The following is a 25,347-nucleotide window of genomic DNA, read 5'->3' on the forward strand; positions in this document are numbered from 1 at the left end:
TAGCTTACAGAACTGCTTGTGAAGCTCTAGAGGATGAGTTCAAGTAAATGTTGCACTTATTCTTGCAATTTATCAAGTGAAAAATACACTTTTCATTTGTTGGGAAAAATAGTATAATAGATAAAATTCACAAATTTTTAGAAAATTCCGAAAGAGGTTTTATTATGGGATATACAGTTGCTGTTGTCGGTGCTACAGGTGCCGTTGGTGCACAAATGATCAAAATGTTGGAAGAATCAACTCTTCCAATCGATAAGATTCGCTATCTTGCATCTGCGCGTTCAGCAGGGAAGGTCTTGCAATTCAAAGGGCAAGACGTGACCATTGAAGAAACAACTGAAAATGCTTTTGAAGGGGTTGATATCGCTCTTTTCTCAGCTGGAGGTTCAACTTCTGCAAAATATGCGCCATACGCCGTTAAAGCAGGAGCAGTAGTTGTTGATAATACATCTTACTTCCGTCAAAACCCAGATGTGCCATTGGTTGTACCTGAGGTAAATGCACATGCGCTTGATGCCCATAACGGAATCATCGCATGTCCTAACTGTTCAACGATTCAAATGATGGTAGCTCTTGAACCAGTTCGTCAAAAATGGGGCTTGGACCGTATCATCGTGTCTACTTACCAAGCTGTTTCAGGCGCTGGTATGGGAGCCATTCTGGAAACTCAACGTGAATTGCGTGAAGTATTGAATGACGGAGTAGATCCACGTGATTTGCATGCGGAAATCTTGCCATCAGGTGGCGATAAGAAACATTACCCAATCGCCTTTAACGCCCTTCCTCAAATCGACGTCTTCACTGATAATGACTACACATATGAAGAAATGAAGATGACCAACGAAACTAAGAAAATCATGGAAGATGATAGCATCGCCGTATCAGCAACATGTGTACGTATTCCAGTATTGTCAGCTCACTCAGAGTCTGTTTACATTGAGACCAAAGAAGTGGCCCCTATTGAAGAAGTAAAAGCAGCGATTGCTGCCTTCCCAGGTGCTGTATTGGAAGATGATGTTGCTCATCAAGTATACCCACAAGCTATCAATGCAGTTGGTTCTCGCGATACCTTTGTTGGTCGTATCCGCAAAGACTTGGATGCAGAAAAAGGAATCCACATGTGGGTGGTTTCTGATAACCTTCTTAAAGGAGCTGCTTGGAACTCAGTTCAAATTGCAGAAACCCTTCATGAACGTGGACTCGTGCGCCCAACAGCTGAGTTGAAGTTTGAGTTGAAATGATTCATTAACTAAATAAATTGTATAGGGGACAGCTATCAACTTTTGGTGCTGTCCCTCTTCCCTATGGTTGTCTCAAGAAGGAGTATGTATGTCTTATCAAGATTTAAAAAATTGTAGAATGATCACTGCCTTTATCACTCCCTTCCATGAAGATGGTTCGATAAACTTTGAGGCCATTCCTCCACTCATTGAACATCTCTTGGCTCATCACACAGATGGGATTCTTTTAGCTGGTACTACAGCGGAAAGTCCAACTCTGACACACGATGAAGAATTAGAACTTTTTGCGGCGGTACAAAAGGTGGTGAATGGACGGGTTCCTTTGATTGCAGGTGTCGGGACCAATGAAACCCGAGATTCCATTGAGTTTGTAAAGGAAGTGGACCAATTTGGTGGTTTTGCTGCCGGATTAGCGATTGTCCCATACTACAACAAACCTTCTCAAGAAGGTATGTACCAGCATTTTAAGGCTATTGCAGACGCTTCTAACTTGCCAATCATAATCTATAACATTCCTGGGCGCGTGGTTGTCGAAATGACACCCGAAACCATGCTTCGTTTGGCAGAACATCCAAATATCATCGGGGTGAAAGAGTGTACAACCCTTGCCAATATGGCTTACCTAATCGAGCACAAGCCAGAGGAGTTCCTCATTTATACGGGAGAGGATGGAGATGCTTTCCATGCTATGAACCTAGGGGCAGATGGTGTTATTTCAGTAGCTTCCCATACCAATGGGGATGAAATGCACGAAATGTTCCAAGCCATTGAGAATAATGATATTAAAAAAGCGGCGGCCATTCAGCGCCAATTTATCCCGAAAGTCAATGCTCTCTTCTCTTATCCAAGTCCAGCTCCAGTTAAAGCAGTCTTGAACTATATGGGCTTTGAAGCAGGGCCAACTCGTTTGCCATTAGTGCCAGCTCCTGCTGAGGAAGCGAAGCGCATTATCAAGGTTGTAGTGGATGGGGATTACCACGCGACCAAAGAAATCATTACGGGAGTTCTTCGTCCGGATTATTGATGTTTTAGATTCTTGACAAATCCCCTATTTATTTAGATAATAGAAGTATATTGATGATCAAGGAGAATAAGATGGAAGTCATTAAACGTAGTGGTGAAGTTGTAGAATTTGATCCAGATAAAATCTATCAAGCTGTTTTGAAGGCAGCACAAACAGTCTATGTCTTGACGGATGATCTTCGCCAAAACTTGGCGCAAGTGACCAAGAAAGTTGTGATGGATTTGGAAGAAGCGAAAGTGGAACGTGCCACAATCAGCATGATTCAGTCAATGGTTGAGCACCGTTTACTTGGTGCTGGTTATATTACCATTGCTGAACACTATATTTCTTATCGCTTGCAACGCGATTTGGAAAGAAGTGGTTATGGGGATCACATCGCTGTTCACTTGCACTTTGAACAAATTCGCTAAAATAAGAAACGAAGTTACAAATGTAGCTTCGTTTTTTTTGTGGCAAAATGGGAAGCAGTTTTAAAATGAAAATACTGTAATTCATGGTATAATAGATAGGATTGAATGTTGAAAGGATTTCATATCATGGCGATTATTCAATGGTTTCCTGGACATATGTCCAAAGCTAGAAGACAAGTACAAGAAAATTTGAAATTTGTGGATTTTGTAACGGTTCTGGTGGACGCACGTTTGCCCTTATCTAGTCAAAATCCCATGTTAACAAAAATTGTTGGTGACAAGCCTAAGTTGATGATTCTGAACAAGGTAGACTTGGCCGATCCTGTCGCTACAAAAGAGTGGCAGGAGTATTTTGAGTCCCAAGGAATCAAAACCTTGGCTATCAACTCCAAAGAGCAATCTACGGTTAAGAAGGTTACAGATGCTGCTAAGTCTTTGATGGCTGAAAAAATTGCCCGTCAGAAGGAACGAGGGATTCAAATCGAAACCCTTCGGACCATGATCATCGGGATTCCCAATGCTGGTAAATCAACGCTGATGAACCGCTTAGCAGGTAAAAAGATTGCAGTCGTTGGAAATAAACCAGGGGTAACCAAGGGGCAACAGTGGTTGAAAACCAATAAAGACCTTGAAATCTTGGATACCCCAGGGATTCTTTGGCCAAAATTTGAAGATGAAGAAGTGGCCTTAAAGCTTGCTTTAACAGGCGCCATCAAGGACCAGTTGCTTCCAATGGATGAAGTGACCATTTTTGGACTCAACTATTTTAAAGAGCATTACCAAAAAGAGTTGCAAGAACGCTATAAGCAAATGAATTTAGAGCAGGAAGCGCCTGAAATTATCATGGAGATGACCCAACGCTTAGGTTTCCGAGATGATTACGATCGCTTCTACAGTTTGTTTGTCAAGGATGTACGTGATGGTCGTTTGGGTCGCTATACCCTTGATCGTGTAGGTGAAGTAGATGCCAACGATTAAAGAAGTTAAAGAGTGTTTGGCGACGATTGATAGGCTGGATCATCCCTTATTTGAAGAGTTGATCCTTGATGGTCGAGCGGGCGTTCAAGCGGCTGTCAGCAAACGAAAACGCGAACTCCAAAAACAAGTAGATGAAGACTTGCGTTTGGAAAAAATGCTAGCCTATGAGAAAGAGCTTTATGCTCAAGGGATTCATCTTATTGCAGGCGTGGATGAAGTAGGGAGAGGCCCTTTGGCTGGCCCTGTCGTCGCAGCAGCCGTTATTCTGCCGGAAAATTGTAAGATTCCAGGTTTAAACGATAGTAAGAAAATTCCAAAATCGAAGCACCATGCTATTTACCAAGCGGTTTTAGATCAGGCTCTCTCTGTCGGGATTGGGATAAAAGATAATCAGGTCATTGATCAGGTTAATATTTATGAAGCAACCAAATTAGCCATGCTAGAGGCTATTCAAGAATTGGACCCTCAACCTCAACACCTCTTGATTGATGCTATGAAATTGGATCTTCCTGTTTCTCAGACATCCATCATCAAAGGAGATGCTAATTCTCTGTCTATCGCTGCGGCTTCTATTGTGGCGAAGGTGACACGAGATCAGATGATGGCAGCCTATGACCAAGAGTATCCAGGTTATGATTTTTCTCAGAATGCGGGGTATGGGACAAGCAATCATCTTGAGGGCTTGGAAAAACATGGGGTCACCCCTATCCATCGCCGAAGCTTCGAACCCATTAAGTCCATGACGGATCTTGACTAGGAGGGAAGGAAATGCTCTTAGCCTTTGACATTGGCGGAACCTTTATTAAATATGCCTTAGTGGATGAAGGCTATCAGGTGAGTGATTCCTCTAAAGTTCCGACACCAGCTACTATTGAGGAAATCTGGGAAGCTCTTGAGCGCGTGATTTGCTTGTTCCAGAATCGAATCACTGGGATCGCCATCTCTTGTCCGGGTGAAATCAATAGTCGACTGGGATTTGTCTTCAAAGGTGGCCTCATTCCTTATTTAAGGAATATTCCTTTAGCTTCTCGTTTAAATAAGACTTTTCAATTCCCTGTGACCGTCCTCAACGATGGAGATGCTGCAGGCTTGGCAGAAGCACAAATTGGAAACCTCCAGGATTGTGATTGTGGCGCAACCTTTGTGTTAGGAACTGGGGTAGGCTTAGCCTTAACTTCCAACGGTTCCTTAATTTCCACCTGGAATCTCAAGGATTATCTTCGTTGGCCAAGCTTAGGGGAGAAGCAAGTGACTCCTGAACAAAAGCAATATCAGACCGAGATTTTGAGACATGGGATTTCCAGTTTGGTTCAAAATTTATTCTCTGCAGTCAATTTTGTGGCTAATGCTAGTCGGCTCTTAGAATTGCCTGAAGAAGATGGAGTTCAAGTTTTTGAAGTCCTTGAAGCTGGTCATCATGAGGAATTGCAAGACTTATTTGCTTCTTATTGTCGGGAAATTGCGATCCTAATCTATAACCTTCAGTCTTTGGTTCGGCTTGAAAAAGTGACGATTGGTGGGGGAATTAGTAGTCAACCCCTCCTTTTAGAAGAGATTAACCATCAGTATAAAAGCCTGATGGAGGAAAGTGGGGAGCAACGATTTTCTTTAGTGAAGATTCAAGCAGCTCGTTACCACAACTCAAGTAATCTTTTGGGGGCAGTTTGTCATTTTAACATCTTAGAAAATCATTAAAAAGTTCTATTTTTAGAACTTTTTTTGTTTTCTTTTACGAATATTATAAATAGATAGTAGAAAATGAGGTTTACGAATGAACAAATATGAACTTTATAAATTAAAGGTTGCTGGCCTGTCAAATCTACAGGTTTTTAACATTGTCAATTACTGGGAAATGAATGGGGAGTGGCCCTCTTTAGAATTAATGGCAAAAATTGCAGGTTGTCGCAATCAAACACTATTTATGGAACGGTATATCCGGATTGATGACAAGGTCTTGAGAGAAGAGTTTAAGGAGTTTGATTCGATTTCCATTATGGATCCGGAATATCCTGAAGAGCTTCTCTGGATGCATAACCCACCTGTTTTGTTGTTTTACTCAGGCAATATTGATCTTCTTAAACAGCCGAAGATAGCAGTTGTGGGAAGTCGATCCTGTAGTCGTAACGGGATTCAATCCGTCGAGAAAATCATTAACGAGTTAAATAACGAATTGATTGTGGTGAGCGGATTAGCCAAGGGAATTGATGCTGCAGCCCATTATGCTGCTATTCGAAATGGAGGAAAGACAATTGGAGTGATTGGTACCGGTTTAGATGTCTTCTATCCTAGATCCAATAAACAATTACAGAAGTACATGAGTGGGAGCCATTTAGTTTTAACAGAATACGGCCCAGGCCAAGGTCCTCAGAAGCACCATTTCCCAGAGCGCAATCGGATTATTGCTGGGCTTTCGAGAGCAGTGATTGTGGCGGAAGCGCGGATGAGATCTGGAAGTCTAATCACCTGCGAGCGGGCTATGGAAGAAGGGCGAGATGTCTTTGCTATTCCTGGTTCGATCTTGGATGGACGTTCAGACGGCTGTCATCACCTCATTCAAGAAGGAGCAAAGCTGGTCACCAGTGGAAAAGATGTCCTAGATGAGTTTGAATTTTAAAATGAGTTTTCCTATAGGAGAACTTCACGGTTGACATCCCGAAAAAAATAGTTTACACTCTATGAGGTTTATTACAAAATAGAGGTAAAAAAGTGGCTACTAAAACAAAAAAGAAAACCACAACAACTAAAAAGAATTTAGTCATCGTGGAGTCTCCTGCGAAAGCGAAGACGATTGAAAAGTATCTTGGTAGAAATTATAAGGTCATGGCCAGCGTGGGTCATATTCGTGACTTGAAAAAATCTACCATGTCTATTGATTTTGAGAACAATTACGAACCAGAGTACATCAATATTCGCGGAAAAGGTCCTTTGATTAATGATTTGAAAAAAGAGGCTAAAAAAGCCAAACAAGTCTTTCTCGCAAGTGACCCGGATCGTGAAGGAGAAGCTATTTCTTGGCATTTGGCGCATATTCTTCAGTTGGATAAGGAAGATAAGAACCGCGTTGTTTTTAACGAAATTACCAAGGATGCGGTAAAAAATGCCTTTCAAGAACCCCGTAAGATTGATATGGATCTGGTAGATGCTCAACAAGCGCGCCGTGTCTTGGACCGGATTGTTGGGTACTCCATCTCGCCAATTCTATGGAAAAAGGTGAAGAAGGGACTTTCTGCTGGTCGGGTGCAATCCGTTGCTCTTAAATTGATCATTGACCGGGAAGAAGAAATCAATGCCTTCCAACCAGAAGAATATTGGACAATTGATGGAACCTTTAAAAAGGGGACCAAGCAATTCCAAGCCAATTTCTATGGAATGAATGACAAGAAGATGAAACTTCAAAACCAGGAGGATGTGAAAGCCGTTCTTTCACATCTCGATGGGAAAGAGTATATCGTTGAAAAGGTTGAGAAGAAAGAGCGCAAACGCAATGCGCCGCTTCCTTACACAACTTCTTCCATGCAGATGGATGCAGCCAATAAGATTAACTTCCGTACTCGTAAGACCATGATGGTGGCGCAGCAATTGTACGAAGGTATCAATATTGGATCTGGTGTTCAAGGTTTGATCACGTATATGCGTACGGATTCGACTCGGATTAGTCCAGTCGCTCAAAATGAAGCAGCGAACTTTATCGTTGATCGATTTGGAGACAAGTATTCTAAGCATGGTAGCAGGGTTAAGAATGCTTCTGGTGCTCAAGATGCTCACGAAGCCATTCGTCCTTCTAGTGTCTACAATACGCCTGAGAAAATTGCCAAGTATTTGGACAAGGACCAGCTCAAGCTCTACACCTTGATCTGGAATCGTTTTGTGGCTAGTCAGATGACAGCAGCTGTTTTTGATACCATGAATGTCCGTTTGGGGCAAAATGGGGTTCAATATACAGCAAATGGAAGTCAGGTGAAATTTGACGGCTATTTGGCGATCTACAATGATTCGGACAAGAATAAGATGCTACCAGATATGGAAGAAGGGGACACTGTCACTCAGGTCAACAGCAAACCTGAACAGCACTTTACCCAACCACCAGCCCGTTATTCTGAAGCGACCTTGATTAAGACTTTAGAAGAAAACGGTGTTGGTCGTCCTTCAACCTATGCACCGACCATTGAGACCATTCAAAAACGCTATTACGTGAAGCTTGTAGCCAAACGCTTCGAGCCAACCGAATTAGGAGAAATCGTCAATAAACTGATCGTTGAATTCTTCCCAGATATCGTCAATGTAACCTTTACCGCAGAGATGGAAGGGAAGCTGGATGATGTCGAACTCGGAAAAGAACAGTGGCAAAAGGTCATTGATTCCTTCTACCAACCCTTTAAAAAAGAAGTAGCCAAAGCTGAAGAGGAAATGGAGAAAATCCAAATCAAGGATGAGGCTGCTGGATTTGACTGTGAGGTTTGTGGAAGTCCAATGGTTATCAAGTTGGGTCGATTCGGTAAATTCTTTGCTTGTAGCAATTTCCCTGATTGCCGTCATACGCAAGCCATCGTCAAGGAGATTGGAGTGGAGTGTCCAGACTGTCACCAAGGCCAAATCATCGAGCGTAAAACCAAGCGGAATCGTCTCTTCTATGGCTGCAATCGCTACCCAGACTGCGAATTCACCTCTTGGGACAAGCCAATCGGCCGTGACTGTCCGAAATGTGGTCACTACCTAGTTGAGAAAAAAGTTCGTGGTGGTGGTAAGCAAGTCGTATGTAGCAACGGCGACTACGAAGAAGAAAAAGTAAAATAAGATTTTAGAATGATTCTATGTCTATTATAACGGCAATTTTAACAAATGTCTGTTATAATAGACATTTTTGTTTTTTTTCGTTATAATAGACACAAGGAGGTGGGCTTATGTATCTTGCTTTGATTGCAGATGTTATTGATTCTAAAATGGTTCAAGAACGTTTTGACCTGCAAAAACAGTTAGAAAAAACGCTTCAAACGATGAATGAACTATTTGGAGAATTCTTAGCATCTAGTTTTACCTTGACCCTGGGTGATGAGTTTCAGGCGCTCTTAAAGGTGGATGCTCCGGTTTTTCAAATCATCGATACCCTGCGTTCTTTACTAACTCCTACTCAACTTCGTTTCGGGATTGGTCTCGGGGAGATTGTAACGGATATTGATCCCTTACAAAGTATCGGTGCGGATGGGCCAGCCTATTGGAATGCACGCGCCGCCATCAATCTGGTTCATCAGAAAAATGACTACGGCAATACCCAGATCTATTTTTCAAGTGGGAAGGAAAAGCAAGACTTCTTTGTGAATGCCCTCATCGCTTCCGGGGAAGCCATTCGTTCGGGTTGGCGTGGCAGTCAGGAAGAAATCCTGCTAGATCTTCTTAAGAGATGTGTATATAGTGAGAATTTTAGCCAGCAGGATTTGGCCCAATCATTGGCCATCAACCCAAGTGCTCTATCTAAACGGCTGAAAAGTAGTAGTATCCGTGTTTACTTACGGGGGCGAGCAGCAGCACTAGCGAGTATTCAAAGTTTAGCGAAAGGAGAGGCTTATGACCGGATTATCTAGTATCGTAACAAATCCATACTTGCTTCTCTTGTTGAGTTGTCATTTGTTGTCGGATTATTATTTTCAAAGCCAAAAGATGGCGGACCACAAGGACCAGGATAAGAAGGTGCTCGGCCTTCACGTTCTGTATGTAGCTCTGCCTCTATTCGTCGTTTCCCTCTGTCATCTGGACTTGTGGTGGATTTGCTTGACCATTTTGCTGACTCATGCTGGAATAGATTTCTTAAAACCGATCGTTCAGAAGCAATTAAATTTACCAACCGGCTGGACTTTTGCCTTGGATCAAGTCTTGCATGTCGGTATCATTAGTTTCCTAGTCCTTTGGGGAGCTAAAAATGGCACGACTTATTTGCCTATTGACAGTTTAAAACTAATCTTTTATGTCCTCCTAGTGGGAAAACCGACCAATATTGTCTTTAAAATTCTTTTTGCTAAGTACCAGCCGACGATGGAGGAGAAAATGGATACGATCACTGGGGCTGGTTCCATGATTGGCTTCTTAGAGCGGTTGATTATCGGTGCCTGTCTTGTCTACGGCCAATTTGCTTCTATCGGTCTGGTCTTTACGGCCAAATCCATCGCCCGCTACAATAAAATTTCGGAGAATCCAGCCTTCGCAGAGTATTATTTAATCGGGTCCTTGTTCAGTATCCTATCAGCCCTCTTTGCTGCTTGGTTGTGTCTATAAGAAAATAAATAACAGACTTAGGTATAAGACAGGAAGGAAAACCCTCCCTGTCTTTTTACTTGGCTTTCTGGTATAATGGACCAAGTAGAAAATTAGAAAGATTTGTGGGTGTCTAACAGTCCAGTGGGGTGTTTGGATACCCAAAGAGGTATTAGTGTCATGTCTCAATCTTATATCAATGTTATCGGTGCGGGCCTTGCTGGCTCCGAAGCAGCTTATCAGATTGCCCAACAGGGAATTCCGGTGAAGCTCTATGAAATGCGAGGAGTCAAATCCACTCCGCAACACAAAACAGACAACTTTGCTGAGTTAGTGTGTTCCAACTCTCTCCGAGGGGATTCTCTAACCAATGCTGTCGGGCTCCTCAAAGAAGAAATGCGTCATCTGGGTTCGGTCATCCTTGAAGCGGCTGAAGCGACTCGTGTACCAGCTGGTGGAGCACTGGCAGTGGACCGGGAAGGCTTTGCTAGCCGAGTGACGGAAAAGGTGTCCCAACACCCGCTCATCGAGGTGATTCGCGATGAAATTACAGAATTGCCGACAGATGCGATCACAGTGGTCGCAACGGGTCCTCTAACCAGCGATGACTTGGCGGAAAAAATCCACGCGCTCAATGGTGGAGATGGTTTCTATTTCTATGATGCAGCAGCTCCTATTATCGATGTCAATACCGTCGATATGAATAAGGTTTACCTCAAGTCTCGTTATGACAAAGGAGAAGCGGCTTATCTCAACTGTCCCATGACCAAGCAAGAGTTTATGGACTTCCATGAGGCTTTGGTGAATGCGGAAGAAGCCCCGCTCAACTCTTTTGAAAAAGAAAAGTATTTCGAAGGTTGTATGCCAATTGAAGTCATGGCCAAGCGAGGCATCAAAACCATGCTCTATGGTCCTATGAAACCAGTTGGTCTTGAATATCCAGATGACTACAAAGGGCCTCGTGACGGGGAGTTTAAGACACCCTATGCGGTAGTCCAATTGCGCCAAGACAATGCAGCTGCTAGCCTCTACAATATCGTTGGCTTCCAAACTCACCTTAAATGGGGCGAGCAAAAGCGGGTTTTTCAAATGATTCCAGGTTTGGAAAATGCGGAATTTGTCAGATATGGCGTCATGCACCGTAATTCCTACATGGACTCTCCAAATCTGCTTGAACAGACTTATCGTTCTAAGAAGCAAGCCAACCTCTTCTTTGCGGGTCAAATGACAGGAGTAGAGGGCTATGTCGAGTCAGCGGCTTCAGGTTTGGTGGCTGGGATCAATGCGGCACGTCTTTTCAAAGGAGAAGAAGCAGCGATTTTCCCAGAAACAACAGCCATCGGAAGTCTCGCTCATTATATTACCCATGCCGACAGCAAGCATTTCCAACCCATGAATGTCAACTTCGGAATTATTAAGGAGCTGGAAGGCCCACGCATTCGGGATAAAAAGGAACGGTATGAGAAAATTGCCGAACGTTCCTTGCAAGATCTGGCTACATTTATTGGAAAATAAAGTCAATCAATGAAAAAGTTTGGAGAAATCCAGACTTTTTCTTATAAAAATGGTATAATAAATAAAAATTTAGAATATAGAGAGTTTTCTGACAATGAATAAATCCTACTTTTATTTAGAGATGAAGACACACGAGTTGAAAGTGCTTTATACCGGAAAACTCCGTCGTGTGCGAGTCTTATTACCTAAGAATTATGAAACAGATACAGATCGTCGCTACCCTGTGGTTTATTTCCACGATGGGCAAAACGTTTTGTATAGCAAGGAAGCCTATGCGGGTCATTCTTGGAAGGTCATTCCAGCCATCAAGCGAAATCCAGACATTAGTCGCATGATTGTCGTTGCCATTGATAACGATGGTTTGCAACGGATGAACGAGTACTCTGCCTGGAAGTACAAGGAGTCCAATATCCCTGGTATGCAATTCGGTGGCAAGGGTGTCGAGTATGGGGAGTTTGTCATGGATGTCGTCAAACCCTTCATCGATCAAGAATATCGAACCCTTGCTGATAGAGAACATACAGCCATGATTGGATCTTCGCTTGGTGGGAATATCACCCAATTTTTGGGCTTGGAATACCAAGACCAAATCGGTTGTCTGGGAGTCTTCTCCTCTGCTAACTGGTTGCACCAAGAGGCCTTTGACCGCTATATCGAGCGGAAGAAGCTTTATGCAGATCAACGGATCTACATCTATGTAGGGACTGAAGAAGCTGATGATACGGATAAAACGCTGATGGCGGGAAATATCAAGCAAGCCTATATCGACTCATCCCTTCGTTATTATCACGATGTCATTCAACAAGGAGTGGCTTTGGAAAATATTGCTATTCGGATACAATCTGGGGCTATTCACCACGAAGAAGCCTGGGCTGAGAATCTTCCAGAATGCCTTCGTTTTTTGGCAGAAAAATGGGATTAATAGACTGTAAATAAAGAAATAAAGAGAAAGAGGGAATTTATGAATATTGAACATCTAAGCCACTGGAGTGGCCAGCTCAACCGCGAAATGTATCTAAACCGCTATGGACATGCAGGGATTCCTGTTGTGGTCTTTGCTTCATCAGGTGGGAGCCATAACGAGTACTATGACTTTGGTATGATTGATGCTTGTGCTCAGTTTATCGAAGAAGGTCGGGTTCAATTCTTCACCCTTTCGAGTGTCGATAGTGAAAGCTGGCTTTGTGATTGGAAAAATCCTCATGATCGAGCAGAGATGCACCGTGCTTACGAGCGCTACGTGATTGAAGAAGCCATTCCTTTCATTAAGCACAAAACGGGTTGGTTTGACCCAATGATGACAACCGGTTGCTCTATGGGAGCCTACCATGCCCTTAATTTCTTCTTGCAACATCCAGATGTTTTCAACAAAGTTGTAGCTTTGAGTGGTATCTATGATGCTCGTTTCTTTGTTGGTGAGTTTGGTGGGGATGAAGCGATTTACCAAAATTCTCCATCTGATTACATTTGGCATCAAAATGATGGCTGGTTTATCGACCGTTACCGTCAGGCTGAAATTGTCGTTTGTACCGGTCTTGGCGCTTGGGAACAGGATGGCCTACCATCTTTCTACAAACTGAAAGAAGCCTTTGATCAAAAAAATATTCCTGCTTGGTTTGCAGAGTGGGGACACGATGTAGCCCATGATTGGGACTGGTGGCGCAAGCAAATGCCATATTTCTTAGGACAAATGTATCTATAAGTCGAAAAGGGAGGAGACCTCTATGAATTATCTTGTTATTTCACCTTATTATCCGCAAAACTTTCAACAATTTACCATTGAATTGGCTAACAAAGGCATTACTGTCTTGGGGATTGGTCAAGAGCCGTACGAACAGTTAGATGAGCCTTTGCGCAATAGTTTGACAGAGTATTTCCGTGTAGAAAATATGGAAGACTTAGATGAAGTGAAGCGTGCAGTAGCCTTTCTGTTCTATAAACACGGCCCAATCGATCGCATCGAGTCTCACAATGAATACTGGTTGGAATTGGATGCGGCACTTCGTGAGCAATTTAATGTCTTTGGTGCCAAACCTAAAGATTTGAAGAAAACCAAGTTTAAATCAGAAATGAAAAAACTCTTCAAGAAAGCAGGAGTTCCTGTCGTTCCTGGTGCTGTGGTAAAAGCAGAAAAAGATATCGACAAGGCTGTGAAGAAGATTGGGTTGCCATTGATTGCTAAGCCTGATAATGGAGTAGGCGCAGCAGCGACCTTTAAACTTGAAACACCAGAAGATGTCGACCATTTCAAAGCAGAATGGGATGGACATACGGAGTACTTCTTTGAGAAATTCGTCACTTCTAGCGAGATTTGTACCTTTGATGGTCTAATCGATCGCGATGGCAACATTGTCTTCTCAACTACTTTTGACTATGCCTATACGCCACTTGACTTAATGCTCTACAAAATGGACAATTCTTATTATGTCCTCAAAGAGATGGATCCAAAATTGCGTCAGTATGGGGAAGCGATTGTTAAAGCCTTTGGCATGAAGGAACGTTTCTTCCACATTGAGTTCTTCCGTGATGGGGATGACTATATTGCGATTGAGTACAATAATCGCCCAGCAGGTGGCTTTACGATCGATGTTTACAATTATGCTCACTCTATCGACTTGTACCGAGGCTACGCGGCCCTTGTAGCCGGCGAACCTTTCCCAGCTTCTGAGTTTGAGCCACTTTATTGTTTGGCGACTTCACGCCGTGCCAATGCAGCCTATGTCCTTTCAGAGGAAGAAGTCTTGGCCAAATACCAGCATCAATTCCGAGTGAAAAAAGACATGCCTGCAGCCTTTGCGGAACTTCAAGGGGACTACCTCTACATGTTAACAACACCTAGTCGTGAAGTAATGGAACAAATGATTCACGACTTTGGTCAACGCCATCAATAAAATATTCCGATAGGTCTTCCCTATCGGTTTTTTGCTTATCCGTATTAAAAAACGACTTTGTGAATCTTTTATATAACAGTTTGGGAATTCATATCTATCAGTATTCTAGACGGATTAGTTTGTGAAAGGAAATGAGCGTTTGTTTTGACAGTGTTTTCATAGTGAGATAGAATAAAATAGTATGAATAATTGCTTAGAAAGGCGAAATAATGGCAACATTAGATAAAAGTCTCTTATTGGAAATGTTCCGTAAAATGGAAGAAATCCGTCGCATGGACTTAAAAATTGCACAGTTAGTAAAAAAAGGGAAAGTGCCGGGAATGACGCACTTTTCTGTTGGGGAAGAAGCAGCTAACGTTGGAGCCATGTTGGCTTTAAATGATGACGATTTGCTGACATCTAACCACCGTGGACACGGACAAGCTATCGCTAAAGGAATCGATTTGAATGGCATGATGGCTGAGATCCTTGGTAAGTATACTGGTACTTGTAAAGGGAAGGGAGGCTCTATGCATATCGCTGACCTTGATGCTGGTAACCTCGGTGCCAACGGTATCGTTGGTGGTGGTATGGGGATTGCTGTAGGGGCTGCCCTTACTCAACAAATGCATAAGACTGGTAAGATTGTTGTCTGCTTCTTTGGAGATGGTGCAACCAATGAAGGTGTCTTCCACGAAGCGGTCAATATGGCTTCCATCTGGAATCTTCCAGTTATTTTCTACTGTATCAATAATGGTTATGGAATCTCTGCTGACATTAAGAAAATGACCAATATCCAGCATATCCACGAACGTAGTGCTGCTTACGGCATTCCTGGAATGTTTATTCCTGATGGAAACAACGTTATCGATGTCTATGAAGGATTCCAAAAAGCTGTTGAATACGTCCGCTCTGGTAAAGGCCCTGTCTTGATTGAAAGTGTCACTTATCGTTGGCTTGGTCACTCATCTTCAGACCCTGGTAAATACCGGACACGTGAAGAAGTCGAAGAGTGGAAGAAGAAAGATCCAATCGAAAACCTTCGCAAGTATCTCCTTGAAAATGAGATTGCGAGCGCAGAAGAATTGGATCAGATCCAAGAAGAAGTAAAAGAAGCAGTTGAAGCTTCAGTGAAATTTGCGGAAGAAAGCCCATTCCCTCCACTCGAATCAGCTTTCGAAGATATTTACGCAGACTAAGGGGGAGTAGAGAATTATGGAAACTAAATTAATGTCTTTCCGCGATACCATTATCCTTGCTATGTCTGAGGAAATGCGTCGCGACGAAAACGTATTGTTGATGGGGGAAGATGTCGGAGTGTTCGGTGGAGACTTCGGAACTTCAGTAGGAATGCTTGAGGAATTCGGTCCAGAACGTGTCCGTGACTGTCCGATTTCTGAGGCCGCGATTTCAGGTGCAGCAGCAGGTGCAGCCATGACTGGACTTCGCCCAATCGTTGATATGACCTTCATGGATTTCTCAGTAATTGCCATGGATGCTATCGTCAACCAAGCAGCGAAGACGCGCTACATGTTTGGTGGAAAAGGGCAAGTACCGATGACCGTTCGCTGTGCTGCCGGTAACGGAGTTGGATCTGCAGCTCAACATTCCCAATCTTTGGAATCATGGTTCACCCATATTCCTGGTTTGAAAGTTGTTGCTCCAGGAACTCCAGCGGATATGAAGGGACTTCTCAAGTCATCTATCCGTGATAATAACCCCGTTATCATTCTTGAATACAAATCAGAATTCAACCAAAAAGGGGAAGTGCCAGTTGATCCAGACTACACTATTCCACTTGGTGTCGGAGAAATCAAACGCGAAGGAACTGACGTCACTGTCGTAACTTACGGGAAAATGCTTCGTCGCGTCATGCAAGCAGCTGAAGAATTGGCTGAAGAAGGCATTTCAGTAGAAGTAGTAGACCCACGTACCGTGGTTCCACTTGATAAAGAGATTATTATTAATTCTGTTAAGAAAACAGGAAAAGTCGTCCTTGTCAATGACGCCCATAAAACAAGTGGTTATATCGGTGAAATCTCAGCTATCATTTCTGAATCAGAAGCATTTGATTATCTGGATGCACCCATCCGTCGTTGTGCGGGGGAAGATGTGCCAATGCCTTACGCACAAAACCTTGAAAATGCAATGATTCCAACAGTTGAAAGCATCAAAGATGCCATTCGGAAAACGTATAATAAAGAATAAGACATAATTTAAATTATGTAGCATCTGTTGAATTAGACGAAGAAACTTTGTATCTTTAAGATGCAAAGTTCTCTGCGTCCTTGATATCTTAGATTAGAGCACGGGCTAAAAGCTCGGAAAAAAGATAAATCTCCTTGACTTCATCGAAGTCTGCGTAGATTTCCTATTTTTCGGTCGCTTTTAAACGCCCTTTGCATCATAAATAGAATAGGAGAGGTCATGGCTGATGATAAGCTAAGAGCGACTCCTGCGGCTAGAAAATTAGCGGATGATCTTGGGATCAACCTCTATGATGTTTCTGGTTCAGGCGCAAACGGTCGTGTCCACAAAGAAGACGTGGAAACCTATAAAGACACAAATGTGGTTCGCATTTCACCACTTGCAAAACGAATTGCTTTAGAACACAATATTGCTTGGCAAGAGATTCAAGGAACTGGTCATCGTGGTAAGATCATGAAGAAGGACGTCCTTGCTTTCCTTCCTGAAAATATTGAGAATGAGACCATTAAGTCACCTGCTCAAATCGAGAAGGTGGAGGAAGCTCCAGATAATGTGACACCTTATGGTGAGATCGAGCGGATTCCAATGACACCAATGCGGAAGGTGATCGCTCAACGGATGGTGGAATCTTACTTGACAGCACCAACCTTTACTTTGAACTATGACGTTGATATGTCTCAAATGTTGGCCCTTCGTAAGAAGGTATTGGATCCAATCATGGAAGCCACTGGCAAGAAAGTCACTGTAACAGATTTGCTTTCTCTAGCAGTGGTTAAGACCTTGATGAAACACCCATACATCAATGCGTCATTGACAGAAGATGGCAAAACCATCATTACTCATAACTATGTCAACTTAGCGATGGCAGTTGGGATGGACAATGGCTTGATGACTCCAGTTGTCTACAATGCTGAAAAGATGACCTTGTCAGAGTTGGTTGTAGCCTTCAAGGATGTTATCGGACGTACCTTGGATGGTAAGCTTGCTCCAAGTGAATTGCAAAACTCAACCTTTACTATCAGTAACTTGGGGATGTTTGGCGTTCAATCATTTGGACCGATTATCAACCAACCAAACTCTGCCATCCTTGGAGTTAGTGCAACGGTTGAAAAACCAGTGGTTGTGAATGGTGAAATTGTCGTTCGTCCAATCATGAGCTTGGGCTTGACCATTGACCACCGCGTTGTCGATGGAATGGCTGGTGCCAAATTCATGAAAGACTTGAAAGCCTTGATTGAAGACCCGATTTCAATGTTGGTCTAATCAACGAGAGAATAGAAACAAGAAAAAGAGGGAAATAAAATGGCCTTAGAAGTAATTATGCCAAAAGCCGGCGTAGATATGACCGAAGGACAAATCGTTCAGTGGAATAAAAAAGTCGGCGAATTTGTAAAAGAAGGAGAAGTTCTCCTTGAAATCATGACAGACAAAGTCAGCATGGAGTTGGAAGCGGAAGAAGACGGCTACTTGATCGCTATCCTAAAAGGGGATGGAGAAACTGTTCCTGTAACAGAAGTAATCGGTTATCTTGGTGAAGAAGGGGAAAACATCCCAACCGCTGGAGGAGCTACACCAGAAGCAAGTCCAGCACCAGCTGCAGCAAGTGCTTCAAACGATGACAATAAGAGCGATGACGCTTATGATATCGTAGTGATTGGTGGTGGTCCTGCTGGTTACGTATCTGCTATTAAAGCAGCTCAATTGGGTGGTAAGGTTGCTCTTGTTGAAAAATCTGAACTTGGTGGAACTTGCTTGAACCGCGGATGTATCCCAACTAAGACTTACCTACACAACGCTGAAATCATTGAAAATATCGGTCATGCGGCAAACCGTGGGATCATCATTGACAATCCTAGCTTCACAGTGGATATGGACAAGGTTCTTGAAACTAAGAACAAGGTCGTAAATACTTTGGTTGGTGGTGTTGCAGGACTTCTTCGTAGCTACGGAGTGGATGTTCATAAGGGGATCGGTACCATTACGAAAGATAAGAATGTTTTGGTCAATGGTTCTGAGTTACTTGAAACTAAGAAAATTATCCTTGCTGGTGGTTCAAAAGTCAGCAAGATTAACGTTCCTGGTATGGAGTCTTCCCTTGTAATGACGAGTGATGACATCTTGGATATGAATGAAGTCCCAGAAAGCCTTGTGATCATTGGTGGTGGGGTTGTCGGTATCGAGCTTGGTCAAGCCTTTATGACCTTTGGTTCAAAAGTAACTGTTATTGAAATGATGGACCGCATTGTTCCAGCTATGGATGCGGAAGTATCTAAGAACCTTCGTTTGATCCTTGAACGCAAAGGTATGACAATCTTGACCGATACGAAACTGCAAGAAATCATTGAAGAAGATGGCAAACTTCGTATCAAGGTTGAAGGAAAAGACGATATCATTGCAAACAAAGCTCTTCTTTCAATCGGTCGTGTTCCAGATCTTGAAGGAATCGGAGAAGTTGAGTTTGAATTAGACCGTGATCGTATCAAGGTCAATGAATATATGGAAACATCTGTTCCAGGTATCTATGCGCCAGGTGATATCAACGGTACGAAGATGTTGGCTCACGCTGCCTTCCGTATGGGTGAAGTAGCGGCTGAAAATGCCCTTAAGGGAAACCACGCTGTTGCCAAATTGAACTTGACGCCTGCAGCCATCTATACACTTCCTGAAGTTGCGGCTGTTGGTTTGACAGAAGAACAAGCTCGTGAGAAATATGATGTCCAAATCGGTAAATTCAATTTTGCCGCAAACGGACGTGCCATTGCATCAGATGCGGCTCAAGGATTCGTTAAAGTTATTGCAGACAAGAAATACGGTGAAGTTCTTGGGGTTCACATTATTGGTCCAGCAGCAGCTGAATTGATCAACGAAGCTTCAACCATCATTGAGATGGAAATCACTGTGGAAGAAATGCTCAAGACCATCCACGGTCACCCAACCTTCTCAGAAGTGATGTACGAAGCTTTTGCGGATGTACTTGGCTTAGCTGTTCACTCACCTAAGAAGAAATAATATTATTCTTTCAACTAAATTTTCTTAAAGTAGTACGGACGGCAGCGACCTCTTTTAGAGTTCCATGCCTAAAAATTGAGCCACTTGTCTCAATTTTTCCGAGAAATGTAACGATAACTCGTTACATTTCTTTTTACTACTTCAGAAAATTCAAGTGAAAGTCAACTATTTCTTACTAACTCTCATATTACTTTGAGTAGGATTTATAAAACGAATTTTTGGAATTACTATGAAATACATTATTAATTATTCAAATGATACTGCTTTTAATATTGCTTTAGAAGAGTATGCTTTTAAGCATCTGTTAGATGAGGATCAAATCTTCCTTCTCTGGATTAACAAACCATCCATTATCGTTGGTCGTCACCAAAATACCATCGAAGAAATCAACCGCGACTACGTTCGGGAGCATGGGATTGAAGTGGTTCGTCGGATCAGTGGTGGTGGGGCTGTTTACCATGATTTAAACAACCTTAACTACACTATCATTTCAAAAGAAGATGAAAATAAGGCCTTTGATTTCAAGAGCTTCTCGACTCCCGTGATCAACACCTTGGCTCAACTTGGGGTTAAGGCTGAATTTACAGGCCGTAACGACTTAGAGATTGACGGTAAGAAATTCTGTGGGAATGCACAGGCCTATATCAACGGACGCATCATGCACCATGGTTGCCTTCTCTTTGACGTTGATTTGTCAGTCCTTGCTAATGCTCTCAAGGTCTCTAAAGACAAGTTTGAGTCTAAAGGGGTTAAATCGGTTCGTGCACGTGTGACCAATATCATCGATGAATTGCCAGAAAAAATCACGGTGGAAGAGTTCCGTGACTTGCTTTTGGACTACATGAAGAAAGAATACCCTGAGATGACAGAATATGTCTTCTCGGATGAAGAATTGGCTGAAATTAATCGTATCAAGGAAACTAAGTTCGGTACCTGGAATTGGAACTATGGAAAGTCTCCTGAATACAATGTCCGTCGTGGCACAAAATTCCCAAGCGGTAAGGTGGAAATCTTCGCTAATGTCATTGAATCAAAAATTCAAGATATCAAGATTTACGGTGACTTCTTTGGTATCGAAGATGTTGCAGCAGTAGAAGAGGTTCTTCGTGGCGTTAAATACGAACGTGAAGACGTCCTCAAAGCCCTTCAAACCATTAATCTAGGCCGTTATTTTGCTGGAATCACTGCAGAAGAAATTGCTGAAGCAGTGGTGGAATAAAGTAAAAGATATCCATTTAACATGGATATCTTTTATCTTAAACTTGATATTCAAAAATAATGAGAGTAGAATATAGAGGAAATCTGAACAAAAAAGGGGATCATATTCGATGATGAAAATTCCAGTGGAAAAACTTGGTCTATTTGAACAGTTAGATCGTATAGTAGTGGCTTTTTTTAGCAAGCAACAACCTTCAAGTCCATATGATTTAAATATCAGTATTACACAAGAACACCTTGACCAGAAAAAGCAAGAACTAGAACCATTAGGCTATCAAGCTGTCAAGCTACCATTAGGAATGGCTTTAGATAATGTCATCCAGCAACCTCATTATAAAAGCTTAATCATTGGTGGACTTGCTCCCGACGAAATTATAGTCAGCAAAGAAGAATTAATGCCTTTGAAAGATATTGTGGACAGTTTTTGTATTATGTACGCTGCAGCGAATAACAGACTGGAAAATAGTAAGGCTTATGAATTAATGAAAGATAAGACGGTTTATTTTATTGGTAAACTATTTACAGATTTTCCAAAAGCCGGTGATGAAATTGCTTATTTAGGAATTGATCGAATAGCGAGCGATGGTACACCATATGAAGCAGTTAAATGCTTTCTAACGGAAGAGAGTGCAGAGAAGTTCAATGGTGAAAAAAGACCTGTCAGCCCTGCAAACTTGGCCTATCTAAAATCATTCTGGGGAAAACCAGTCATTATTGAGCCACACCGTAATTATTGGATCGAATTTTTATAGAAAGGATAAAAGAGCGTAAGATTTCATAAAAAATCCTACGCTCTTTTTCCAATACTAAAATATTACATAATTTATATTATGTATCTTACAAGCTATCCAAGGCATTTTTTTGCTCGTCATTAACGATATGCGTATACAAGTCCGTTACCTGTGTGCTTGCATGTCCGAGCTGATGGCTGACCAAAACTTGGGATTTGGTTGCATCATAGAGACGGGTTGCAAGAGTATGGCGCAGTTTGTGGGGGGTTACGCGGACTTTGAAGTCTTCTGAATACTTGGCCACCATCTTTTCAACGCTAGAAGCATCAATCCGGTTTGGAACACCTCGATACAAGGTTAAGAAGAGGGCTGTATCGGTCTTCTCTGTCTTATAACGTTTGTCTCGAATAGCGAGATATTGCTCTAAATAGGGCTTAGCAAAGGCAGCAACATTGACAGAGTCTCGTTTTCCACCTTTTCGAGTAACGTCAATCACCATCATCTTAAGGTTGAGATCTCGAAGATCTAGGTTAACTGCTTCAGAGAGACGGACACCAGAGGCAAGAAGGAGTGCGATAATCGCTAAATCTCGTTCTTTATTCTTATTGAATGAAGATAAGGCGCGATTTGAGAGTGTTTGAGGGTATTCCTGATCGATATAGTTGAGGAAACCTTCTGTCTCATCACCTAAAAAGAGCTTTTGCTTGATATTTTCAGCTCGGGCCGCCAAGGTTTCTTTCTTTTTCTTGGTAGCAACCTTCTTCATGACATTGCGGTAGAAATAAGGTTCCCCTTGCTCATTTTCAACTTCCTCAGTCAAATACTTATACAGACTAGAAAGTGCAGAAAGGGTACGGTTAATGGTTGTTTGAGAAACCCCGTTTTTCGTCGTATTGGCATTGAGTAGAGGACGTTCACGTAAGTAAAGGATAAAGGATTCCATGTCTTTCTTGGTCATGTGCTCCAGAACGTCTAAGGGAATATTGGCCATGCTGTCAGCATCCGATATACCAGATTCCAAGACCCAGGTGAAAAATCGATCGTATTCCTTTAAGTATTCGTATAAGGTCGTAAAACTATATGGAACGGCTAGTTTTGATTGGTAATATTCTAAGACGTACCAAGGCATGACTTGTTTGAGTTTATCAATCCGTTCTAATAAGATCTCGCGTTTCATGTTTTTCTCCAAATCTTTCTATACTAGTAGTATAGCATAGCCAGATATATTTTTCAAGAAAATTATAGTTTTTCGGAAAGATGTTATAGGGGATCTATAAGACTGTTTTAGTTTTAAAAGGATAACCAAAAAAATTTTTTAAGCCAATTATACTCAATTATGTACTTTATTTAAGTGAACACTGGAATTTTTTACTACTCTCAATTCAGTTGAAAATGTACTTTATTTAAGTGAAAACTAAAAAATTTTCAAATGTACATTTTGACAATAAAAAAACACTCTAATATCAATTTAATGAAATTTAGAGTGTTTTTATTTATCTATATTTTTTCAAACTGTACAAAGTGTTCTTGCTTTCTTCTGTGGCCTTTGCAAATGGAACACGACCTTTTCTTGCGTTTTTTGTATGCCATTCTTTCTTTTACTTGAATTTTGTAACGGTGATTAAGATTTTCTTGACATATCCACCATACAGGCAGAATACTCAACTCTGTAATTTCAGTTGGACTTACTATCAAGGAGTTATTTAGATAATCCCACTCATTCATTAGACTTTGTTGCGTTGTTGCTAAATCGTTAAATCCTTTTAATACTTTTTGATTTCTACAGTATGGACAAGAATTTTCTCTGTAAAATTTTTCTTTAATAATTTTCTGATATTCTCCAGTACATACAGGGCATTTCCACCATGCATTATATGTTGAATTTGCCCTTACTGAAGACATTTCTTGTTTATTTAATGATGACCATTCTTTAATTAACCAAGGATGTGTTGTTTCAAGATCATTATAACCTTTTGCAGTCTTCTTAAAAGAACAATATGGACAACATTGGTCGTTTTTGTGGCGATCAGAAATTTTTGCTTTAAAACTTCTGTGACATTTTCGACAAATCCAATTGGTTAAAGCATTTGAATCATAAAAGAAGGTATCAATATCACCATTCAGTTCTTTTACCCATTCATTGTTTAAGTACGGTTTAACATAGCTTAGTGTTTCATTTGGTTTAGGAATTTTTTTATTACAGTAAGGACATATAGAATTGAGACTATTAGAATTATTGTTTGTAAACACACCTAGAACAATCCCTAATCTCTCCTGAAATTCTAAATCACAACAATCACAAATCCAATTAAATATTTTATTCTCGGTTTCTGACGATTTCGTCACCTCATCAGGTTTTTCTACATTCTTGCTACTCCAAAGGTCACACAACTCAGGATAAGTATCTGCAATTGTATTATAACCTTTTAATGCTTGTTCATCATTACAATATGGACAGCTATCTATAACTTCTTTTCTTATTGGAATTGAACAAAGGTATTCACCTTGACAAACAGAACACTTCCACCAATATTTTTTTGTTTCAATGTGGCTCAATGCTAAATGAACAGGCAATCCATTTTTATCGCTCCATTCTTCCTGTAATTTTGGGAAATTATAGAGTATATCATTGTTAAAAACAAGTGTATCCCAATCACAATGATTAGGACAAGTTTGAAAATTACTATTCTCTAAGTCGGTTCTTGAAATCATTTCATTAGGACTGCAATGAAAATTGACATTGCAACAAGGACATATCCAATTTATACATTCAGAAGACTTATGCCAGTATTCAGAAATAGATTTATCATTACTTTTATCCCAAAATTTCTCTAAATAAGGATGAGTTTCTTGTAAAGTATTATACCCTTTTAACATCAACTTATCATCACAATAAGGGCAGCCTTCGAGATGCCTTTTAACAACACTACAGTCATATTGACCATAACACTTAAAACACTGCCATCTTACTAAGATGTCGGATAAGCTATCAATCATATTACTTTTTACAAGAGTTGGAATAAATTGCTTAAAAAGATTTCTATCTGTATGCAATAGGGGGTTGGCTTTCACTTTAATTACGGTATCAAATGTTGCTTTACAGTTATTACAATAGAAACCATCTCTTTTGATTCTTGAAATTAGCCGATCAATAGACAACTTAAAGATATGGTCACATTTGTCGCATTTCCAATTTCTAGGGATTGTAACATTGTCATTTAACTTCAAATCATTAAACTCTACATTGTTTTGCTCCCCTGGAAGATAAATTTTCCGAAGATTAGGGTATGCTTTAGTGTAAGGTACAAAATGTGTACTTTCATTACATCCAACATGAACAAGCTCTTGATTATGTTTATTGATTAATTTAGAAGTGTTTGCTACATCTTTCCAACCAACATGACAGGTAGGACATTTGAAGTGAAATAACCTCTTTGAAGAAAAAGATAAATTATCAATCTCTTCCTGAATGGTTTCTATATTTTCATAATGAAAGTTTATGTACCTTAGAAAGTTAGGAATCCTTGCAGATATAGAGTTTTCCCCTTTTATGAACACTTTTCCAAGCTCACATACTGGACAGATTTTTGAATGATTTTGAATATTCTTATAAGATTTTGATGTACTTGCTTTCCATTCATAAGAACAGGTAGGACATTTCCAGTTAATGTGTTTTTTACTGGTAATTGTTATTTTTTCTACATCTATTTTGATATTCTTGTCAAAGTCCCAATAGTTCAATAAGGCTGGAAAATCAGTGATTAAGTCTGACATTTTCTCCTCCTAATACTTAGTCTTATTATCCAGTAAGTCTTTTATTTCGATAAATTGTAAAATATAGTGCAACAAAAAAACTCATAGCGTTTCATTGGGGTAAACTGTAAGTATTCACACAAA

The 25,347-nt window shown here is 41.1% G+C and carries 22 protein-coding genes; 20 read left to right on the plus strand and 2 right to left on the minus strand.

From position 1 onward, the window contains the following. Positions 1-164: 164 nt before the first annotated feature. The 20 genes from K1J10_RS06875 to K1J10_RS06970 all read left to right on the plus strand — a co-directional run bounded on the left by K1J10_RS06875 (position 165) and on the right by K1J10_RS06970 (position 21,471). Positions 165-1,241, plus strand: a complete 1,077-nt coding sequence (locus K1J10_RS06875; RefSeq protein ID WP_125336128.1) for an aspartate-semialdehyde dehydrogenase — start codon at positions 165-167, stop codon at positions 1,239-1,241. Between the two features lie 88 nt (positions 1,242-1,329). Continuing rightward, positions 1,330-2,265 carry a 4-hydroxy-tetrahydrodipicolinate synthase gene (dapA, locus tag K1J10_RS06880; RefSeq protein ID WP_129269112.1) on the plus strand — a complete coding sequence of 312 codons (936 nt, stop codon included), beginning with the start codon at positions 1,330-1,332 and terminating at the stop codon, positions 2,263-2,265. A gap of 71 nt (positions 2,266-2,336) precedes the next feature. After that, entirely contained in the window at positions 2,337-2,675 is a 339-nt protein-coding gene (locus K1J10_RS06885; RefSeq protein WP_006597242.1) for an ATP cone domain-containing protein, read from the plus strand. Positions 2,676-2,801: 126 nt separating this feature from the next. Then, complete coding sequence (ylqF, locus tag K1J10_RS06890; protein WP_223356351.1) at positions 2,802-3,653, plus strand: ribosome biogenesis GTPase YlqF; 852 nt, start codon at positions 2,802-2,804, stop codon at positions 3,651-3,653. Further along, positions 3,640-4,410, plus strand: coding sequence for a ribonuclease HII (locus tag K1J10_RS06895; RefSeq protein ID WP_223356353.1), 771 nt, complete (start codon positions 3,640-3,642; stop codon positions 4,408-4,410). The genes ylqF and K1J10_RS06895 overlap by 14 nt, the downstream gene beginning before the upstream one ends. An 11-nt stretch (positions 4,411-4,421) precedes the next feature. Then, positions 4,422-5,348 (plus strand): ROK family protein, encoded by a 927-nt coding sequence (locus tag K1J10_RS06900; RefSeq protein WP_223356354.1) that lies wholly within the window; start codon positions 4,422-4,424, stop codon positions 5,346-5,348. 76 nt (positions 5,349-5,424) lie between these two features. After that, entirely contained in the window at positions 5,425-6,267 is an 843-nt protein-coding gene (dprA, locus tag K1J10_RS06905) for a DNA-processing protein DprA (RefSeq protein ID WP_195611206.1), read from the plus strand. 92 nt (positions 6,268-6,359) lie between these two features. Further along, positions 6,360-8,447, plus strand: coding sequence for a type I DNA topoisomerase (gene topA / locus K1J10_RS06910; RefSeq protein ID WP_223356355.1), 2,088 nt, complete (start codon positions 6,360-6,362; stop codon positions 8,445-8,447). Positions 8,448-8,554: 107 nt separating this feature from the next. After that, positions 8,555-9,232: a SatD family protein gene (locus K1J10_RS06915; protein WP_195323983.1), complete on the plus strand. Its 678-nt coding sequence runs from the start codon at positions 8,555-8,557 to the stop codon at positions 9,230-9,232. Next, positions 9,216-9,920, plus strand: coding sequence for a DUF3307 domain-containing protein (locus K1J10_RS06920; protein ID WP_195323982.1), 705 nt, complete (start codon positions 9,216-9,218; stop codon positions 9,918-9,920). Before K1J10_RS06915 ends, K1J10_RS06920 begins: the two co-directional genes overlap by 17 nt. A 159-nt stretch (positions 9,921-10,079) precedes the next feature. Then, positions 10,080-11,414 (plus strand): methylenetetrahydrofolate--tRNA-(uracil(54)-C(5))-methyltransferase (FADH(2)-oxidizing) TrmFO, encoded by a 1,335-nt coding sequence (gene trmFO / locus K1J10_RS06925; RefSeq protein WP_195323981.1) that lies wholly within the window; start codon positions 10,080-10,082, stop codon positions 11,412-11,414. 94 nt (positions 11,415-11,508) lie between these two features. Further along, a complete protein-coding gene (locus K1J10_RS06930) occupies positions 11,509-12,336 on the plus strand; it encodes an alpha/beta hydrolase (protein ID WP_195323980.1) in 828 nt (275 codons plus the stop codon). A 39-nt stretch (positions 12,337-12,375) separates the two neighbouring features. Further along, complete coding sequence (locus K1J10_RS06935) at positions 12,376-13,116, plus strand: esterase family protein (protein ID WP_223356356.1); 741 nt, start codon at positions 12,376-12,378, stop codon at positions 13,114-13,116. 22 nt (positions 13,117-13,138) lie between these two features. Further along, complete coding sequence (locus K1J10_RS06940) at positions 13,139-14,305, plus strand: ATP-grasp domain-containing protein (RefSeq protein ID WP_223356358.1); 1,167 nt, start codon at positions 13,139-13,141, stop codon at positions 14,303-14,305. A gap of 209 nt (positions 14,306-14,514) precedes the next feature. Beyond that, positions 14,515-15,483, plus strand: coding sequence for a thiamine pyrophosphate-dependent dehydrogenase E1 component subunit alpha (locus tag K1J10_RS06945; RefSeq protein WP_223356360.1), 969 nt, complete (start codon positions 14,515-14,517; stop codon positions 15,481-15,483). Between the two features lie 16 nt (positions 15,484-15,499). After that, positions 15,500-16,492, plus strand: a complete 993-nt coding sequence (locus K1J10_RS06950) for an alpha-ketoacid dehydrogenase subunit beta (protein ID WP_223356362.1) — start codon at positions 15,500-15,502, stop codon at positions 16,490-16,492. A 219-nt stretch (positions 16,493-16,711) separates the two neighbouring features. Then, a complete protein-coding gene (locus tag K1J10_RS06955; RefSeq protein ID WP_223356363.1) occupies positions 16,712-17,755 on the plus strand; it encodes a dihydrolipoamide acetyltransferase in 1,044 nt (347 codons plus the stop codon). Between the two features lie 39 nt (positions 17,756-17,794). Continuing rightward, positions 17,795-19,501, plus strand: coding sequence for a dihydrolipoyl dehydrogenase (gene lpdA, locus K1J10_RS06960; protein WP_223356365.1), 1,707 nt, complete (start codon positions 17,795-17,797; stop codon positions 19,499-19,501). Positions 19,502-19,730: 229 nt separating this feature from the next. After that, a complete protein-coding gene (locus K1J10_RS06965) occupies positions 19,731-20,720 on the plus strand; it encodes a lipoate--protein ligase (RefSeq protein ID WP_223356367.1) in 990 nt (329 codons plus the stop codon). A gap of 109 nt (positions 20,721-20,829) precedes the next feature. Beyond that, the gene (locus K1J10_RS06970) at positions 20,830-21,471 is read left to right on the plus strand and encodes a hypothetical protein (protein ID WP_223356369.1); all 642 of its coding nucleotides are present in this window, start codon (positions 20,830-20,832) and stop codon (positions 21,469-21,471) included. 85 nt (positions 21,472-21,556) lie between these two features. Here K1J10_RS06970 and xerS read toward each other — a convergent pair whose 3' ends face one another. Together xerS and K1J10_RS06980 are read right to left on the minus strand one after the other, a co-directional pair. Then, a complete protein-coding gene (gene xerS / locus K1J10_RS06975; protein WP_223356372.1) occupies positions 21,557-22,627 on the minus strand; it encodes a tyrosine recombinase XerS in 1,071 nt (356 codons plus the stop codon). 320 nt (positions 22,628-22,947) lie between these two features. Further along, positions 22,948-25,224, minus strand: a complete 2,277-nt coding sequence (locus tag K1J10_RS06980; RefSeq protein ID WP_049422437.1) for a zinc-ribbon domain-containing protein — start codon at positions 25,222-25,224, stop codon at positions 22,948-22,950. Between the last annotated feature and the right edge of the window lie 123 nt (positions 25,225-25,347).

The sequence above is a fragment of the Streptococcus australis genome, assembly GCF_019930045.1.
GTDB lineage: Bacteria > Bacillota > Bacilli > Lactobacillales > Streptococcaceae > Streptococcus > Streptococcus australis_D.